Raw genomic sequence first — 17,692 nt, 5'->3', positions numbered from 1 at the left:
GATTTAATTTTAAGGTATGGGATTTTAACTGTGCTTTTCAACCCATTTTCGGGCATTTATAAATGCTTCCAACCAAGGAGTGAAATCATCAGAACGATCTGCAGGATAGTGCGGCCAGTTCCAGGGTTTTAGGCTTCGCTCGATATGAGGCATCATTGCCAGGTGTCTTCCATCCTTAGATGCAATTCCGGCGGTAGCATAATCGGATCCATTTGGATTTCCAGGGTAAGCCTCGTAACTGTAATTCATAGCAAAATTATAGTTTGACTTATCTCCGGGTAAAGAGAATTTTCCTTCTCCATGTGCTATCCAAACACCCAATCTCTGTCCAGAAAGATTTCCTAGCATCACAGAGTTATTTTCTGGAATGGTCACATTGACAAAAGCAGATTCAAACTTATGACTTTCATTATGAAGCATAGCCGGCTTCTCTGAAAGCTCAGGTGTGATTAAACCAAGTTCTGTCATCAACTGGCATCCGTTACAAACACCAAGGCTAAGAGTGTCTTCTCGAGCATAAAAGTTATCTAAAGCCTGCTTGGCTTTTTGATTGTAAAGGAAGGCACCTGCCCAGCCTTTGGCGGATCCGAGAACATCTGAGTTTGAGAAACCTCCCACAAAAACGATCATCTGAACATCCTCAAGGTTTTCCCTGCCTGAAATCAGATCAGTCATGTGAACATCCTTCACATCAAAACCTGCCAACCACAAGGCATAAGCCATTTCCCTGTCGCCATTTACTCCTTTCTCTCTTATGATTGCAGCTTTGGCTTTAGCCTCTGTTTTTCTAAAAGGATCGATTTCTGAACTCGCTAAATCTCCTTTCCAGCCTTTGGCAAAATAAAAGGATAGAGGTTGTTTTTTGTAGTTTTCGAATCGCTCCTTGGCAAGCACTTCTCCACTTTGCTTTCGGTCTAAAAGATAGCTGGACTTGAACCAAATATCTCTCATTTCTTCCACATCAAGTGAGAGATCCAGACCTTCAAAATCAATTCTTCCTGAATCAGTAACCGTCGCTAATTCCACATAATCAATAGCTGATTCTGCCAGTAATTCTTCAACAGCATGATCATCAGCTACCTGGATCAAAACTCCCGGATTTTCCGCAAATAGGGCCTTGGAAATATCACTCTCTCCAATTCTTTCGAGGTTCACTGAAAGACCCACTCCTTTGGAAGGAAAGCACATTTCTAACATTGCGGTAATCAATCCGCCAGCTGAAATATCATGCCCAGCAAGTACCCATGTTTGATCGATCAAATCTTGAATTTCTTCGAATGCTTCGGCAAAATAAATAGGGTCTTGAACGGTTGGTGGTTCATTCCCCACCTTATTTAAGACCTGGTAAAAACTTGAACCAGCGAGCTTAAATTCATCTCGGGACATATCAATGTACAGAATACGACTACCATAGGCGGGTTTCAGGGCTGTTTGAACTGTCTTTTTCACATCGGAGCACTCACCTACAGTGGAAATGATTACTGTTCCTGGGGAATAGACCGTTTTGCCATCTGGGTATTTTTGAGCCATTGACAATGAGTCCTTACCAGTTGGGATATTTACTCCCAATTCGATGGCAAATCTGGAAACCTCCTCCACAGCTCGATAAAGCCTGTCATTTTCGCCAGGATTTTTGGCTGGCCACATCCAGTTAGCGGACAATGAAATTCCAGCTAGTCCATCCTGAATGTGCGCAAAAACTAAATTGGTCAAAGCTTCGGCTATCGCAAGTCTGCTGCCCGCTTCAGGATTAGCCAAAGCGGCCACAGGAGCATGACCTATAGAAGTGGCTATCCCTTTTTCACCAGTAAAATCTAAAGCCATTACAGCAACGTCATTCAGAGGCAGCTGTATCTCTCCCACAGTTTGTTGGGTTGCTACCCGTCCAGTTACAGATCTATCCACTTTGTTGGTTAACCAATCCTTACAAGCCACAGCTTCAAGCTGAAGGACTTCTTTGATATAAGATTTGATTTGATTTCCATCGTATTCTGCATCCGAAAAATTGGGTTTTAGTGCTTTATCCTCCAGAATGGTTTTTGGCGAGGAGCCAAACATGTAAGCGAGATTCCAGTCTACAGGCTTTTCACCTGTTTTCTGGTTTTCGAATTTAAAGTGCATGTCCCCTGTGGTTTCTCCCACCACATAAAATGGAGCTCTTTCCCTTTCGGAGATCGTCTTAAGCTTGTCAATATCCTCTTCACCCACTACCAATCCCATTCTTTCCTGAGACTCATTACCCACTATTTCCTTTGCAGAAAGAGTGGGGTCCCCGACAGGTAGCTGGTCAATATGAATCGTACCTCCGGTAGTTTCTACCAGTTCAGAAAGACAATTTAAATGGCCACCCGCACCGTGATCGTGGATGGAGACGATTGGGTTGTTTTTGTTTTCGGCCATAGCCCGAATCACATTCGCTACTCTCTTTTGCATTTCCGGGTTAGAACGCTGAACTGCATTCAATTCCAGAGCATTGGAAAGCTCACCTGTGTTCAGGGAAGAAACTGCAGAGCCACCCATCCCGATTCTATAATTATCACCACCCATGATGATAATTTTATCTCCTGGTTTAGGGTTTTTCTTCTTTGTGTATTTAGCGTTGGTATAGCCAACACCCCCTGCCAGCATAATCACTTTGTCAAAGCCATGATGTTTGCCTTCTTCCTCATGCTCGAAAGTCAAAACTGACCCACAGATTAGTGGCTGACCAAACTTATTCCCAAAGTCTGAAGCTCCATTAGATGCTTTGATCAGAATATCCATTGGTGTTTGGTAAAGCCACTTTCTGGGCTTCAGATTCTTTTCCCAGCTTCTGCCTTCCTCGGTTCTGGCATAAGAAGTCATATAGATGGCTGTTCCAGCCAAAGGAATTGAGGCTGTACCTCCTGCCATTCTATCTCTGATTTCTCCACCCCCTCCAGTTGCCGCTCCATTAAATGGCTCCACTGTGGTGGGGAAGTTATGAGTTTCTGCCTTAAGGGAGATTACTGTGTCAATTTCATCGGTTTCGAAAAAATCTGCCTTATCCTGTGTTTTTGGAGCAAATTGCTGGGCTTTTGGTCCTTCTACGAACGCCACGTTATCTTTATAAGCAGAAGCGATCCGATTGGGGTTAAGTTTTGAAGTCTCCTTAATCATCTGAAAAAGGGTGCTGGGCTTTTCCTCTCCATCGATGATAAATGTTCCATTGAAGATTTTGTGACGACAATGCTCGGAATTGACCTGGGAAAATCCAAAAACTTCTGAATCAGTAAGCGGTCTCCCCAATTGCTTTGAAACATCGATTAAATAGTCAACTTCTTCCTGGCTCAGTGCGAGACCTTCCTTTTCATTATAGCTTGCTATGTCCTCGATATTTTTGATTGGCTCAGGATCAAGGTCAATTTTGAAGACTTCCTGATCTAGTCCTTCGTAAGCCTTTTGAAGCATGGGGTCGATTTCTTCACCTTCTTGAATGGGAAGAAATTCTTCAATTCTTAGGATTCCTTCTAATCCCATATTTCTGGTTATTTCCACTGCATTAGTGGACCAGGGAGTAATCATTTCTTTTCTGGGGCCAGAAAACTTTCCACCTACAGCTTCTGCTTTGATTTGCTGGGCCCCACCAAAGAGCCAAATAAGTTTTTCGAGGTCTTCCGGGGAAAATTCATTACCGGATTCTACAGCAAAAATTCGTTTTTCTAGGGATTCAAAGAAGAAAATCATGTGCCAGTTTTGATAAGTCGCAAAGGTAAGGATTTGTACCCTGAGATGGAAGAGCTAAAAAGAGGGATTTAAGCTATCTGTTTCCTGGTCATTTTCTAAGGTCTTCCGCCACGGCTTCAATCAAATCACCATGGCCAACAGGAAGAATTTTTAATTCTAGTTGTTGAATTTTCTTTGAGAATTTTTCTACGTTTGACAGGGTGATCATAGCGTCAAATTCCCCAATGAATAAATCAAAAGGCGTTTTTTTGGCTCTGGCTTCGCGGATGATTTTACCTATGTTCAATTGGATTCTGCCGAATACCTTCCACACAAAATAGACCTGTGCCCGTTTGGATCGGCTCTGCATTTGTGTGGTTACGAATTTGTAAATGCTTTTATCAAGTACTCCAACTTTTTTTAGGCCTTTGGTGATTGCAAAAACTCTTTGTGGTTTGAAAACCACTCTTTTGAGAGCAGGACTGAAAAAATCTGGATAACTGGACGTGTTGTACCACTTTCCTGTTTTAATTCCGTCAGGTCCAAGAAGTATCATTCTTTCGACCCGATTGGGAATTAATTCATAGGTGAGCAAGGAGAGCTTACCACCCATGCTAAAGCCAATTAGATTAAAACTTTTGGCCTCCAATTCCATCAATAGACTTTCGATTAAGATTTTCCACTTTTCCTTATCCAGAAGTACCTCGGAATTTTGCCAAATGGACCTGCCGTGGTAAAACATATCTATATAAATAAAGGAGTCTTTTTCTTTTCTGATTTTGTCCAAAGGAAGCATGTCTTTATGGGTTTGACCGAAACCATGGAAAATTAAGGTGATGTTTGGTCCTGAACCTTTCCTTAAGTAGTGAAGCTTACCCCAAGGGCTTGAATGAAAACTCATTTTCTAAAGTTAATTGAGTAGAAATTACTTCGCAATCGATTGCGAAGCAAAATTAAATTTTGGGAAATATGATATTTTAAAATATGAAAACTGCATTTCGAATAATTTTAATGTTAAGTCAATATAAAATTTCTGTAAAAAACTGAGGAAACTTTGAACTCTTCTTTAGTTTCCATAGTTTTGGCCTCGAAATTAGCGGAGATATGCGAGATAAAATATTGGAAACAGCCACGGATATGTTCACCCGATTAGGGGTTAGAAACGTGACCATGGATGATATTGCCAGGCAGGTAGGTATTTCGAAGAAGACTATTTATCAGGATTTCCAGGATAAAAAGGATTTGGTGAATTCAGCCTTCAAGAGGATGTTGGACCAAGATCACGAGCATCTTGAGAATATTCTGGACGGGGAAGATGGAGTGATTGAAAATCTGGTTTATACCTCCAAGGCTATGAGGGAAAGACTTACGAATATGAATCCCATGGTCATCCTTGAAATCCAAAAGTATTTTCCGCAAACCTGGGCAATCTTCCAAGATTTCAAAGAAAATGTAATTCGAAAAGATATTGTAAATGTTCTTGAGAAGGGGAAGAAGCTAGGTTATTTCAGGCCAGAAATTGATAGTGATATTCTCTCCAGAGTTCGAGTAAATCAAATCAATAGTGTATTTGAGTCTCGGGAATTTATGGAAGGAGATAAAAATATCGCAGATATTCAGCTTGAGATGATGGATCATTTTCTCCACGGAATATTTACCGAGAAAGGAAGGAAAGCCTACAAAAACCAAAAAGAGAACAACCCAACTACCACCGCTCTATGAAAAACCTTTTGACAACTTTAATTACACTTTTGATAGCAGGGGGAATTGCTTCTGCTCAAACAGATGTACTTCAGCTTAACCTGATGGAAAGTCTGGAATATGCCTTGGAGAATAATGTGGATGCAAAAAATGCCAAGCTTGAATTATTGGTATCCAAAGCAACTGTAAAAGAAACCATGGCTGATGGTCTTCCACAGATAAATGGCTCCTTTAATCTCAATTACAACCCGGAGATTCCTGTAGTTTTCTTACCTAATGAGCCGCCATTTGGAGACCCAAGTATTCCTAGTGATGTTATTCCTGCCAGATTTGGTGTGAATTATTCCTCCGGTCTGGGCGTGACGGTAAGTCAGATGATCTTCGACGGGTCTTTCTTTGTTGGTTTGAGAGCGGCAAAAACTCTAAATGAACTAACTCAGTTTGATCTCGAGAAAACTGAAAATGATGTAATCGAGGCCGTGAAAAAGGCTTACTATGGTGTTTTGGTGAACCAAAGACGGATTGAGCTTGCAGAGGCTAATTTGAATAGGTTGGATGATCTTCTGGCGGAGACCAAAGCATTAAATGAGGCTGGATTCTCGGAAAAAATAGATGTGACCAGAATTCAGGTTCAAAGGAATAATACATCTTCCAGTTTAGCTAGAGCCCAAACGGCCTATGAAATCAGCAAGCAACTCTTAAAACTTAATATGGGTCTTCCTAAGGAATATGACATTGAAATCACTGAGACCCTTCAAGAATTAAATCCAGAGGAAGAGCTAAACACGCTTTTGGCCATGGAAGGTATGAGACGTGTGGAGGAAGATCAGCTACAGAAAAATCTTGAGCTGACCAGGCTTGACTTTAAGAATAATCACGCCCAGTACATGCCGAAGATTACATTCAATGGTAATTATCAGAGAAGTGGTGCAGGTAATTCACTCAGTGGTACATATAATTCAATTAATTGGTTCAGCAGTTCTTTGCTAGGTGTGACCATGAGTATTCCGATTTTTGATGGCCTTGCGAAAAGCGCTAGAATCCAGAAAAATCGAATTCAAATGCAGCAACTTGAGAACCAGCAATTCTTTTTACAGGATAACATCGCATTAGAGATTTATCAGGCTAAACAAAACCTTCGAAATGATATAGAAATCCTTCGAGTTCAAAATGAAAACATGAAGCTGGCTCAGGAGGTTTTCGATATAGCACAGATCAAGTACAATGAAGGTGTAGGAAGCAATCTTGAGTTAGTAGATGCTGACGCAGCGCTAAAAGATGCCGAAATAAACTATTTATCATCACTTTATGACGGCTTGATCGCTAAGGTAGACCTAGAAAGAGCTTTGGGAATACTTCAAACCGACTTAAACTTTTAACCAACCAACAATTGAAATTGACTTTCATATCCAAGAATATAAATATTATGAAAACGACCTTAAAAACCTTACCTATTTTAGCTCTGACAGGCTTAATTTATGCCTGCGGAGGCGCGGCTGAGGAGAGCCCAGTCGAAACCAAGGTTGCTGAACTGGCTGAACTTAGAAACCAGGCCAGTGAACTGCAGATGCAGATTCAAGAGCTGGAAAAAGAGATTTCCACTTTAGACCCTGATTTTGCTCAAGCTAACAAGAAGTCAATTCTGATCACTACCGCTGAAGTTAAGCAAGGGAAATTCCAGCATTTCGTTGAGCTTACAGGATCGGTACTTTCCAAGAAAAACGTAAGTATAAGCTCCGAAAGTCAGGGAACGATTCTGGAAATTCCAGTAACTGAAGGGATGCGAGTGAATCGTGGCCAACTATTGGCAAGGATTGACTCCGAGGTCATTCAGAAAAACATTGATGAATTAGAAACAACCTTGGATTTGGCGACCACTCTATACGAGAAGCAGGCAAGACTTTGGGAGCAAGAGATCGGGACTGAAATTCAATATTTGGAAGCTAAGAACAGAAAAGAAAGTCTGGAAAGAAGCCTAGCTTCTCTTGAGACTCAGCTATCAAAAACAATGATTCGGGCACCTTTTACTGGGACGATCGAGACAGTGAACGTAAGACTCGGAGAATTGGTACAGCCAGGAGCCCCAATGTTCCAATTCATCGGGGAAAGTGATCTTTACATTGAGGCTGATGTGTCAGAAACCTACATAGGGGTAATCGATAAGGGTGACTCTGTGAATGTGTATTTCCCAAATTTAGATAAGAAAATAGCCACTAAAGTTTCATCGGTAGGAGCGGTAATCAATCCGAATAACAGGACCTTTAAAGTAGAGGTGTTTTTGCCAAATATGGCAAACATTAAGCCCAATATGATCTCAGTGCTTGAGGTTAGGGATTATGAAAACGAGGACGCAATAGTAGTTCCAAGTCATTTGATCCTAAGCGACAATCGGGGTGATTATGTCTACGCCGTAGAAGATGGAATAGCAAAGAAGAAATACGTAGATCGTGGTCAAACGTATGATATGGAGACAGAGATTCTGTCAGGTTTGAATGCTGGTGAAGTTCTTGTTGACAAAGGCTTTAGGGAAGTAGGAGACAATTTTAACGTAAACATAGCCCAACTATAAAATGGCTAACACAAACAGTAAAACGGTCAGAGAATTTGGATTATCCAGCCTTAGTGTAGACAATGCTACCTCGGTTGTAATTCTGACTTTGATTATTTCAGTTCTTGGTCTGAGCGCATATCGGACCATGCCAAAGGAAAGTTTTCCTGAGATAGTGATCCCAACAGTTTATGTCGGGACTCCTTATCCGGGTAATTCTCCTGTGGATATGGAGAATCTGATTACCAGGCCAATCGAAAAAGAGTTAAAGTCGCTGAATGACATCAAGGACATTAATTCCACATCCGTTCAGGATTTTTCTTCTATAGTCGTAGAATTCAATCCAGGGATTGAAATCACCAAAGCGCTCCAGGATGTGAAAGATGCGGTGGACAAAGCAAAAAGTGAGCTTCCTACTGACTTGGATCAAGATCCGAATGTTTTGGAGATCAATACCTCCGATTTCCCAATTATGAACGTGAATATTTCCGGAGATTACTCTGAAGCCGAATTGAAGAAGTTTGGAGAGTATCTTGAGGATGAAATTGAAAAGCTCGGAGAAATTTCCAGTGCGGATCTGGCGGGAACGGTAGAACGAGAGATTCAGATTAATGCTAATCCATACAAGATGGAAGCTGTAGGTGTGAGTTTTAATGATATTGCTCAGGCCATCCAGCAGGAAAATGTGACCATCTCAGGTGGAAATATCAGAACAGGAGATTTCCAAAGGACCGTAAGGGTGGACGGAGAATTTTCTGATCCTATGCAGTTGAAAAACATAATTGTAAAAACTGACAATCAGAAGATAGTATACCTGCGAGATGTAGCCGAGGTCTTGGACACCTATAAGGATAGATCCACTTACGCCAGAAGTAAGAACCTTCCAGTAGTTACCATTAATGTGGTGAAAAGATCTGGGGAAAACCTTCTTAATGCCGCTGATAAAATCAAAGAACTAATTGATGAGACTAAGGCGAATAGATTTCCTCCAGATTTGGAGATTACTATCACAAATGATCAATCCAAGCAGACAAGACTTCAGGTAAGTGACCTTGAGAACTCGATCATCTTTGGGGTGATCCTAGTGGTATTGGTATTGATGTTTTTCCTTGGATTTAGGAATGCGCTTTTCGTGGGTATCGCTATACCGCTTTCCATGTTTATATCTTTCCTGATCTTAAATTCCTTCGGGATCACATTGAATCTGATGGTGTTATTTTCCCTGATTTTAGCATTGGGGATGTTGGTGGATAATGGAATTGTGGTGGTAGAAAATATCTACCGGCTCATGTCTGAGGGTAAGCCTGCTATCCAAGCCGCTAAAGAAGGAGTAGGAGAGGTGGCATGGCCAATCATTACTTCGACCATGACTACTCTTGCCGCTTTCTTACCGTTGGCATTCTGGAATGACATCATTGGGGAGTTTATGAAATTCCTTCCTATCACTTTGATCATCGTGTTATCCTCCTCATTATTTGTGGCTTTGGTCATCAACCCAGTATTGACTTCATTATTCATGAAGGTAGAGGATGTAATGAAGGAAAAGCCAAAAAGGAAGGGCTTGATCGTGGCCGGTATTCTATTGGTGCTTTCTATCATTTTCTATCTTTTGGGAGTGACTGCAATGGGCACCTTGATGGCCGTGGCATCAGTGTTGACTTTGTTTAATCTCTTTGTTTTGAGGAAGGCTATTAAGTGGTTCCAAACAGTTTTCCTTGTGAACCTTGAAAATGTCTATGAGTCTACACTAAAATTTGCCCTTTCAGGATTTAGACCTTATGTCTTCTTCGGTGGAACATTCGTTCTGTTGATCGCTGCTGTGATGATCTTCTTTGTTCGGTCGCCAAAGGTTCTATTTTTCCCTGATAATCAACCTCAGCTTGTAAATGTCTTTGTCGAGTTTCCAATTGGAACCGATATCGAAGCTACAAATGAATTTGTGGATGAAATGGAAGATGAAGTGATGGTTGCTTTGGCAGATTATGAGGATATCATTGAATCTGTGATCACCCAGGTGGGTGAAGGAACTGGAGACCCTACTGAAGGTCCATCCAATCAGGCTACACCGCATAAGGCTAAGATGACAATCGGCTTTGTGGATTATATAGATCGACAGGGTATCAATACAAACCTAGCGATGGAGGAGATCCGGAACCTAGTGGAAAAATATCCTGGAGTCCTGATCACTGTCGATAAGCAAAGAAATGGTCCTCCGGTGGGTAAAGCCATCAATCTTGAATTTGTGGGAGAGGATTATGAACAGCTGATCGCTTATGTAAACCAAACCAGGGACTTTATCGAGCTGCAGAATATAGCTGGTATTGAAGAGTTGAAAACTGACCTTTCTTTAGGTAACCCTGAATTGATTATCAATGTGGACAGAGACAAAGCAAGGAGATTTGGGCTTTCCACCTCCAGTATTGCTACTGACTTGAGAACATCACTTTTTGGTTTGGAAGTGTCCAAATACAAAGAGGGAGAAGACGATTATCCTATCCAACTACGTTTGGATGAGAATTATCGATATGATGTTAGCACTTTAGTAAATAAGAAAATAGGCTTTAGAGATAAGTTTGGCACAAAAAGAGAAGTGCCAATTTCAGCCGTGGCTGATATTGAATATGGTTCGACCTATGGTTCAGTTAAAAGAAAAGATCTGGAAAAGGCCATTACCATGTACTCTAATGTTCTTGACGGATATAATGCCACTGAAATCAATCAGCAGATTCAGTCTGTCTTGGCTAATTATGATGTTCCAGATGGAATTTCTGTGAAGTTTACCGGAGAGCAAGAAGAGCAGGCGAAGTCTATGGAATTCTTGGTCAGAGCGTTGATGATTGCCATCTCTTTAATTTTCTTGATCATAGTAGCCCAGTTTAACTCAGTGACCACACCTTTCATCATTATGGCTTCTGTAGTCTTAAGTACAATAGGTGTATTTCTGGGCTTGACAATATTTAATATGGAGTTCGTGGTAATCATGACAGGAATTGGAATTATTTCTCTAGCAGGGGTTGTGGTGAATAATGCTATTGTATTGATTGATTACACAAACTTGGTAAGAGCAAGAAAGCGGGAAGAGCTTGGTTTAGAAGATGGTGAGTCTCTAAGCTTTGAGGATTTGACAATGAGTATTGTAGAGTCTGGGAAAACTCGTTTGAGACCAGTATTGCTAACAGCTATTACAACAGTATTGGGATTGATCCCGCTTGCGATAGGGATGAATATAAATTTTGGAAGTTTGCTCTCTTCATTTGACCCTCAATTTTACATAGGAGGAGACAATGCAGATTTCTGGGGACCAATGGCTTGGACTGTCATTTTCGGGCTAACCTTTGCAACCTTCCTTACGTTAGTGATTGTACCGGTTATGTATTTACTCACGGATCGGATGAACTTAAAAATCCGAAAGTTGAGAGCATAATCGAATTAAGGTTGGTGGTTTTTTTTATTAACCTCCGAGGCACTGCTTCGGAGGTTTTTATTTGCCTGATTTTCGCATTCAATGAAAGATTCTCTAATTTCAAATTCCCAAATTTTAACAGAGATGGAAGAATTGAATTGGTATGTGATGTACACAGCCTCCCGATCTGAGAAGAAGGTTGCTAATAGGCTTAAGGAACGTGGATGGGAAGTTTATCTACCGATTGTGGAGGAATTAAGGCAGTGGTCTGACCGAAAGAAAAAAGTCCAGAAGGCCCTATTCAATGGTTATGTTTTTGTCAAAACCAGAAGGAATCAACTTTGGGAATGCCTACAGGTTCCGGGTGCTGTAAAATTCGTACACTTTTCAGGTGAGCACGCGACGATTGATGAGAAGGTAATCGATGTAATCAAAAGGGTAGTAGCCACAGGAGTAGATGTAGAGACAGATGGTTCTGATATCGAACCTGGCGAAAAGGTAAAAGTAATCGCTGGGCCATTGCAGCACATGACTGGGGAATGCATCGAGAAGGGAAATAAGGACTACTTTGTAATCAGGGTGCCAGGAATTGATCAAAACATGTTGATCAATGTTCCAAGGAAATATCTGGAGGTGATTAAAACGAAAACCAGTGCCTGATTATCTCGTGAGGGACTTTGGAATAAAGTATCTCCTATAGACAATCTGAGCACTGAAAAGGTGATCCCCCCATCTGTTTGACCCGATATTTCCATCGATATTATCGGTAAACGTAAATAGAGCGGTCCCTTCTCCGGCGATATCAGAGTAAGGACCTATTTTGAAACTTAAACCTGCTCTAACTGGTACATATCCAGTTGTGATTGATTCATCGGTAGGCCGTTCTTCCTCACTAAAAGATTTTTTCTGCTCGGTCATGGTGTACATTATTCCCAGACCTGCACCACCATATAAATTTACTTTGCTTCTATAGATGTGATTGTCAAACGAAACCAAATTAAAGGTTGGCATGACATCAAAGAAAATAGAAGATCCCTTGACAGTAAAAGACGATCCATTGAAGAACCATTGATCTCTGATTGCGGTAGGAGGGTTTCCTCCGTTTTCTATCCACTGCACTCCAAGGCTTGCCCTTAAGTCGATTACCGGGGTCATTCTTTTAAGCACAGAAGCGGTGACAGAAGGTTTTATGGCAAAATTGAAATCCCTGTATTGACCACCATTATCGATGTAAGCGAAGGAGGGGCCTACACCGAAGGAAACTATATGGTCTCTGGAAACTCTTTCTTTGTAAAAGTTTTGGCCAAAGGAATTTAATGCGCTGATGCACAATAAACTACAAAATAGAATTCCGGTAATTTTTTTCATGGGAGAGCCTTGAAAGGTCTTTCTTTTGCGGAGCTATGAAAGCACAAGAAATATGCCAGCAAAAGTAATTCACTTTTCCATTAAAACTTGGATTTACTCCAATTATTGTATTTCAATCCTCCTCAAAAGCTTTTTGGATTTCTTCCTCTGTGGACTTGAGTTTTTTCCTACACTCCTTCACTAGACTGGATGCTTCCTTTACAAGTTTCGAAAGTTCATCCACTCCCTTTTCCCCAGATTCCAATTGAGATTGTATCTCCTGAAGTCTGGCCAAGGCCTCTGCATAGCTATGTTTACTCATGATTTTCTACTTTTTTGATCTCACTTTCAATGGTCTTTGAAAGGGTATAAGTTTTGATTGAATCCCCTTGTTTGAGGTCCAATTTATCGATGGGTATGCCATCTTTTTCTGTTCTCGAAAAACCTCTTTTCATCACGGAGATCGGATCCAGGTTCATTAAAGATTTCTCTATTTGGGTAAGTTCCAAAGCTCTCAAATTCAATGAGTTTCTGGAAATTAATTCAATCCGATTTTGAATGGAATCAATTTTTTGCAAAGAATTTTGAAGGATAACTTTTGATTGGTGCTGTATGCTCCTAAGTCGAGCTTCCAGTTGGCTGTTCTCAAGCTGAAAGTGACTTCTTGTCAATCTCTCAATTTGTATAAACGCCAGCCTGAGATTTTCATCAAATTCCCTGAAGCTGCTTAAAACAAACTCAGCTACAGCAGTCGGGGTCTTTAAAGGTGTATGGGAAACTAAGTCCGCTATGGTTTCGTCTCTTTCATGACCAATACCGGTGAGAACCGGAAGTCGCATGGTTGCTATACGCTTTGCCAGTACATATTCATCAAAGCAATCCAGGTCTAATTGTGCGCCCCCTCCTCTAATCAAAACGACCGCATCAAACCCTAAATTCTCATTTGCCATTTCTGCTGCATCCAAAGCATCAATGATACTTTTTGCCGCATTGGTTCCCTGAAGGGTTGCCTGAAAAAGTTTATGATAAATTTTATACCCTGAGTTGTTTGTCTCCAGCTGTCTCACAAAATCCTGATATCCCGCTGCGGTACTACTGCTGACGATGGCGACTTTTTGAAGGACCTGAGAAAGAGGAATACTAGAATTTAAATTAATAAGCCCCTCCTTGGTCAGTCTGTCGATCGTCTCTTGTTTGATTCGGGCTCTTTCTCCTAGAGAAAATGAAGCATCGATATCCTTGACATTGGCGCTTAGGCCATAGATAGGATGAAAGATAACAGCCACCTTAGCCAGCACTTTCATTCCTGTTTTTAGTTCGGAACCAGTGGTTTGTTCGAACCGATAGCTTATTTCTCGATAGCTAAAAGCCCAGATATTCGATCGGATTTTAGCCAGAATTGAGTTTCCTGATTTTTCTACAAGCTCAAAGTATGCATGACCCTGTCCAGCTACCCGAAAGTCAGTTAATTCTCCCACCACCCAATAAGTGGGCTCAAGGTTGCCTTCAAGAGTGGATTTAATCTTGAGGTTTAACTGAGATACGGTGATCGCTTGCTGCAAAACTACAGTTGGGCTTTAATTTTCTTATCTAATTCTTCTGATGCACGGAGTAAAGGCAATCTGACCTGATCCCCGCAAATCCCCTTGTGCTTTAGAAGATTCTTGATTCCTACAGGATTACTCTCTAAATACATCAGGTCATTAAATTTCTCAACTTCTGAAAGTCCTTGCTCTGCCTCTAGATCTGACCCGTGACACATTTTCTTGAAAGCTCCCGGAATCGCATTGGCCAGAACAGAAATAATTCCATCCCCACCTAACTCAAGGATGGCCACCGTAAGCGCATCATCTCCAGAAATCAGTAAAAAATCATCAGGTTTTCTCAATGCTATTTCTCTGCATTGATCCAATTTGCCGCTTGCTTCTTTCATTCCAATGATTTTTGGATGTTTGGCTAAGGCCAAAGTAGTCTCTGCCTCCATATTAGACATAGTTCTGCCTGGAATATTGTACACAATAATCGGGAGGGGGCTATGATCGGCTATTTTTTCAAAATGGGCTTTAATACCCGCCTGAGTAGGTTTATTATAGTAAGGACTTACAGAAAGTATGGCGTCAACACCCTGCAGATTAGTCTCTTGAATCTCGTCAATTACGGCCTGGGTGCTGTTTCCTCCTATTCCATAAACGATTGGAAGATTTTTTTCATTGAACTCTTTGGCTTTAGCCAAAACTTCAGCTTTCTCAGACCTTGAAAGAGTAGGAGCCTCACCCGTAGTTCCCATTACTACCAGATAATCGGCACCGCCATTGCTTGCATGCTGGATTAATCTTTTCAGACCCTCAAAGTCTATCGAAAGATCATCATTGAATGGGGTGACTAATGCTACTCCTGTTCCTTGCAATTTTTTCATTCTTCTTAATTCAATTTAAACTGAAATGGTTTCTTGCTTTCATTGTTTCCCCACCATGGCTAAAAATTCAGATTCTGAAATCATGGGTACTCCAAGTTTTTCTGCCTTTTCTTTTTTACTGGGCCCCATGTCAGCACCCTCAATAATAAAATCAAGGTTTTTCGAAACACTACTCACATATTGACCACCGTGTGATTGAACAAACTCCTTGATTCCGTCGCGTGAAAAGTTCTCCAGTTTTCCACTTGCGAGAATTTTCTTTCCTGCGAGCTGTTCACCAAGTTTTTGATTATCCTCTTCGGAAACTTTAAAATTTAATCCATAGGACTTTAGTGCCTCAATGGCATCTAGATTATCCTGATCAGCGAAGAACTCTCTGAGGCTTTTCACCAGAGTTTCACCCACTCCATTTATCTCAAGCAATTTTTCTTCCGAGGCGTCTTTTAGCGTATCTAAATCCCCAAAATAGTTAGCCAGTATCTTGGCCGTATTTTCACCAATATTTCGAATACCGAGTGCGAATAAGACTTTGTCAAATGGCTGGGCTTTTGAAACCTCGATTCCATCAATCATATTCTTGATCACACCTTCCTGGAAAGTATTGGCTTTTAACTTTTTTATTTTTTCCCGTACGCTTTCGCTGAGTTCTAAGTCCAACTTCAGCATTATCCCATGAACTGTCCCCTTGGTTTTACTGATTTCTGTGAGTTCTTCCAGGGAAACTCTTCTTCCAAGCAACAAATCAAGAACCAGAGCAACGGGTAAATAATCCTCAAGTTTTGGGAATTCTGGGTGGTCCTGAAGATGTGCCTGGAGATATTCAATCATCCCGGTGTTGCTCGGAACTTTCTTCTTCCAATTCCTGATGGCCTGCTTGAAAAGCTTCAGAGTTTCATCGAATGGTACTTCGGTATTTTCTGCTAGAAAATCTTGTATTTGCTTTAAAGAAATAACATCAGTTAGAGCGTAGAGGGCTTTTTCTACACTGATATATAATAAACCCTCTCCCTCTTTTTCATACTGATCCTGAGACATTTCAAGGCCCAATAGACTTTCTTTTTTGTCTACCAAAGAATATAAATCAGAGTAGTTTTTAATAAAGCCCCTTTCCAAAAGCGCCCTGATTCTTTCTGACCCCATGGAGTCAATGTCCATAGCCCTTTTGCTCACAAAGTGCTCAATTCTTCCCAAAACCTGTGGAGGACATCCTTTGGTGTTTGGACAAAAATGCTTGGCTTCCCCTTCCCTGCGAACCAGCTCAGTACCACATTCGGGACAGTGAGTAATATATTGAATGGGTTTTACAAATTCCTTTCTTTTGGAAAGGTCTACACCAGTGATTTTAGGGATTATTTCACCGCCCTTCTCCACATGGACAAAATCACCTTCTCTGAGATCCAACCTTAAAATTTCATTCGCATTATGAAGCGATGCTCTTTTCACTGTGGTCCCAGCCAGTGAAACCGGAGAAAGGTTGGCTACGGGCGTGATGGCTCCAGTCCTCCCCACTTGGTAGGTCACGGATAAAAGCTCGGTTATAGCACTTTCAGCTTTGTATTTGTAAGCGATGGCCCATCTTGGAATTTTGGCAGTAAACCCAAGCTCTTCCCTCTGGTCATAGTTGTCGACCTTAAGCACTACCCCGTCGGTTTCTAAAGGAAGTGAAAACCGTTTTTGCTCCCATTCATTTATGTATTGAATTGCCTGGTCAATAGAAGCTACTTTCTTGTAAGTTTTGGAAACATTGAATCCCCATTTCTCAATTAAATGGATTGCTGCCTCATGGCTTTCTACGCCTATTTCATCTCCTAGTAATTGATAGAAATAGCAGTTTAATCTACGCTTGGCTACCACTGCGCTATCCTGCATTTTTAAGGTTCCGGAAGCCGTGTTTCTCGGATTAGCCAAAAGAGCCTCACCAGCAGCAGCCTTCTCTGCATTGATCTTTTCAAACTCTGAAACTGGCAGGAATATTTCTCCTCGTACTTCAAATTTCGAAGGAACATCAGGATGGTGGATTTTCAGGGGGATGTTCCGAATGGTTTTTACATTCTCGGTCACATTGTCGCCCTTGTATCCATCTCCGCGCGTCACTGCCCGAACCAATTCTCCATTCTCGTATACCAGTGAGATAGCCACTCCGTCAAATTTAAGCTCACAAAAGTATTCGTAACCTTTGCTGCCTAAGCCTTTTTCAACCCTTTCGTCAAAGGCCTGAAGTTCCTCAAAAGAATACGTATTCCCCAGGGAAAGCATGCGGGTTTCATGAACCACAGTTTCGAATTCCTTGGTGATAGTTCCTCCAACCCTTTGAGAGGGACTATCAGCTTTTAATAATTCCGGGAATTTTTCCTCTAGCCCAATCAACTCTTCCAGAAGCTGATCAAATTCATAATCGGAGATTTCTGTTTTGCTTTCTTGATAATAAAGCTGGTTGTGGTGGTTGATTTGCTTCGAAAGCTCCTCTATTCTGGATTGGGCTTCTTTTTTGGTCATTCTAATGGTTTTAGGAGGGTAAAAATACAATTTGACTACGCAATGAGCAATCAATCAAACCTTCAAAAACACCGCTCTTGGATTATTCGATTCTCCC

Annotated in this window: 12 protein-coding genes; 5 read left to right on the top strand and 7 right to left on the bottom strand. The window is 41.2% G+C overall.

Going from position 1 to position 17,692, the window contains the following annotated elements; genetic code table 11:
* Positions 1 to 24: 24 nt before the first annotated feature.
* Both purL and QVH07_RS01490 read right to left on the bottom strand, forming a co-directional pair.
* Positions 25 to 3,705 carry a phosphoribosylformylglycinamidine synthase gene (purL, locus tag QVH07_RS01495; RefSeq protein WP_289998354.1) on the bottom strand — a complete coding sequence of 1,227 codons (3,681 nt, stop codon included), beginning with the start codon at positions 3,703 to 3,705 and terminating at the stop codon, positions 25 to 27.
* Between the two features lie 88 nt (positions 3,706 to 3,793).
* On the bottom strand, positions 3,794 to 4,585 hold the full coding sequence (locus QVH07_RS01490) for an alpha/beta fold hydrolase (protein ID WP_289998353.1): 792 nt from the start codon (positions 4,583 to 4,585) through the stop codon (positions 3,794 to 3,796).
* Positions 4,586 to 4,788: 203 nt separating this feature from the next.
* Between QVH07_RS01490 and QVH07_RS01485 the strand changes: the two genes are divergently transcribed.
* The 5 genes from QVH07_RS01485 (at position 4,789) to QVH07_RS01465 (ending at position 11,996) form a co-directional block, all read left to right on the top strand.
* The gene (locus tag QVH07_RS01485; protein WP_289998352.1) at positions 4,789 to 5,406 is read left to right on the top strand and encodes a TetR/AcrR family transcriptional regulator; all 618 of its coding nucleotides are present in this window, start codon (positions 4,789 to 4,791) and stop codon (positions 5,404 to 5,406) included.
* Complete coding sequence (locus tag QVH07_RS01480; protein ID WP_289998351.1) at positions 5,403 to 6,764, top strand: TolC family protein; 1,362 nt, start codon at positions 5,403 to 5,405, stop codon at positions 6,762 to 6,764. Before QVH07_RS01485 ends, QVH07_RS01480 begins: the two co-directional genes overlap by 4 nt.
* A gap of 47 nt (positions 6,765 to 6,811) precedes the next feature.
* Positions 6,812 to 7,954, top strand: a complete 1,143-nt coding sequence (locus QVH07_RS01475; protein ID WP_289998350.1) for an efflux RND transporter periplasmic adaptor subunit — start codon at positions 6,812 to 6,814, stop codon at positions 7,952 to 7,954.
* A gap of 1 nt (position 7,955) precedes the next feature.
* Entirely contained in the window at positions 7,956 to 11,357 is a 3,402-nt protein-coding gene (locus QVH07_RS01470; protein WP_289998349.1) for an efflux RND transporter permease subunit, read from the top strand.
* Between the two features lie 123 nt (positions 11,358 to 11,480).
* The gene (locus QVH07_RS01465) at positions 11,481 to 11,996 is read left to right on the top strand and encodes a UpxY family transcription antiterminator (protein ID WP_289998348.1); all 516 of its coding nucleotides are present in this window, start codon (positions 11,481 to 11,483) and stop codon (positions 11,994 to 11,996) included.
* Here the strand turns inward: QVH07_RS01465 and QVH07_RS01460 are convergent, their stop codons facing one another.
* The 5 genes from QVH07_RS01460 to ligA form a co-directional block, all read right to left on the bottom strand.
* Positions 11,997 to 12,704 carry a hypothetical protein gene (locus tag QVH07_RS01460; RefSeq protein WP_289998347.1) on the bottom strand — a complete coding sequence of 236 codons (708 nt, stop codon included), beginning with the start codon at positions 12,702 to 12,704 and terminating at the stop codon, positions 11,997 to 11,999.
* Between the two features lie 112 nt (positions 12,705 to 12,816).
* Positions 12,817 to 13,005 carry an exodeoxyribonuclease VII small subunit gene (xseB, locus tag QVH07_RS01455; RefSeq protein WP_289998346.1) on the bottom strand — a complete coding sequence of 63 codons (189 nt, stop codon included), beginning with the start codon at positions 13,003 to 13,005 and terminating at the stop codon, positions 12,817 to 12,819.
* Positions 12,998 to 14,245, bottom strand: coding sequence for an exodeoxyribonuclease VII large subunit (gene xseA, locus QVH07_RS01450; RefSeq protein ID WP_289998345.1), 1,248 nt, complete (start codon positions 14,243 to 14,245; stop codon positions 12,998 to 13,000). The genes xseB and xseA overlap by 8 nt, the downstream gene beginning before the upstream one ends.
* Positions 14,246 to 14,247: 2 nt before the next feature.
* Positions 14,248 to 15,099, bottom strand: a complete 852-nt coding sequence (gene dapA, locus QVH07_RS01445; protein WP_289998344.1) for a 4-hydroxy-tetrahydrodipicolinate synthase — start codon at positions 15,097 to 15,099, stop codon at positions 14,248 to 14,250.
* Positions 15,100 to 15,138: 39 nt separating this feature from the next.
* Positions 15,139 to 17,595 carry an NAD-dependent DNA ligase LigA gene (gene ligA, locus QVH07_RS01440; protein WP_289998343.1) on the bottom strand — a complete coding sequence of 819 codons (2,457 nt, stop codon included), beginning with the start codon at positions 17,593 to 17,595 and terminating at the stop codon, positions 15,139 to 15,141.
* Positions 17,596 to 17,692 lie beyond the last annotated feature (97 nt).

The sequence above is a fragment of the Algoriphagus sediminis genome (assembly GCF_030403435.1).
GTDB classification, from domain to species: Bacteria; Bacteroidota; Bacteroidia; order Cytophagales; family Cyclobacteriaceae; genus Algoriphagus; species Algoriphagus sediminis.
Note: the sequence above shows the minus strand (reverse complement) of the source record. Positions and strands in the feature narration are given on the sequence as shown.

Bases quoted from the DNA above. Each gene is read 5' to 3' on its own strand.
- ligA (WP_289998343.1), bottom strand. From the start codon at position 17,595: ATGACCAAAAAAGAAGCCCAATCCAGAATAGAGGAGCTTTCGAAGCAA.
- QVH07_RS01470 (WP_289998349.1), top strand. From the start codon at position 7,956: ATGGCTAACACAAACAGTAAAACGGTCAGAGAATTTGGATTATCCAGC.
- QVH07_RS01490 (WP_289998353.1), bottom strand. From the start codon at position 4,585: ATGAGTTTTCATTCAAGCCCTTGGGGTAAGCTTCACTACTTAAGGAAA.
- QVH07_RS01485 (WP_289998352.1), top strand. From the start codon at position 4,789: ATGCGAGATAAAATATTGGAAACAGCCACGGATATGTTCACCCGATTA.
- QVH07_RS01460 (WP_289998347.1), bottom strand. From the start codon at position 12,704: ATGAAAAAAATTACCGGAATTCTATTTTGTAGTTTATTGTGCATCAGC.
- purL (WP_289998354.1), bottom strand. From the start codon at position 3,705: ATGATTTTCTTCTTTGAATCCCTAGAAAAACGAATTTTTGCTGTAGAA.
- QVH07_RS01480 (WP_289998351.1), top strand. From the start codon at position 5,403: ATGAAAAACCTTTTGACAACTTTAATTACACTTTTGATAGCAGGGGGA.
- QVH07_RS01475 (WP_289998350.1), top strand. From the start codon at position 6,812: ATGAAAACGACCTTAAAAACCTTACCTATTTTAGCTCTGACAGGCTTA.
- xseB (WP_289998346.1), bottom strand. From the start codon at position 13,005: ATGAGTAAACATAGCTATGCAGAGGCCTTGGCCAGACTTCAGGAGATA.
- dapA (WP_289998344.1), bottom strand. From the start codon at position 15,099: ATGAAAAAATTGCAAGGAACAGGAGTAGCATTAGTCACCCCATTCAAT.
- QVH07_RS01465 (WP_289998348.1), top strand. From the start codon at position 11,481: ATGGAAGAATTGAATTGGTATGTGATGTACACAGCCTCCCGATCTGAG.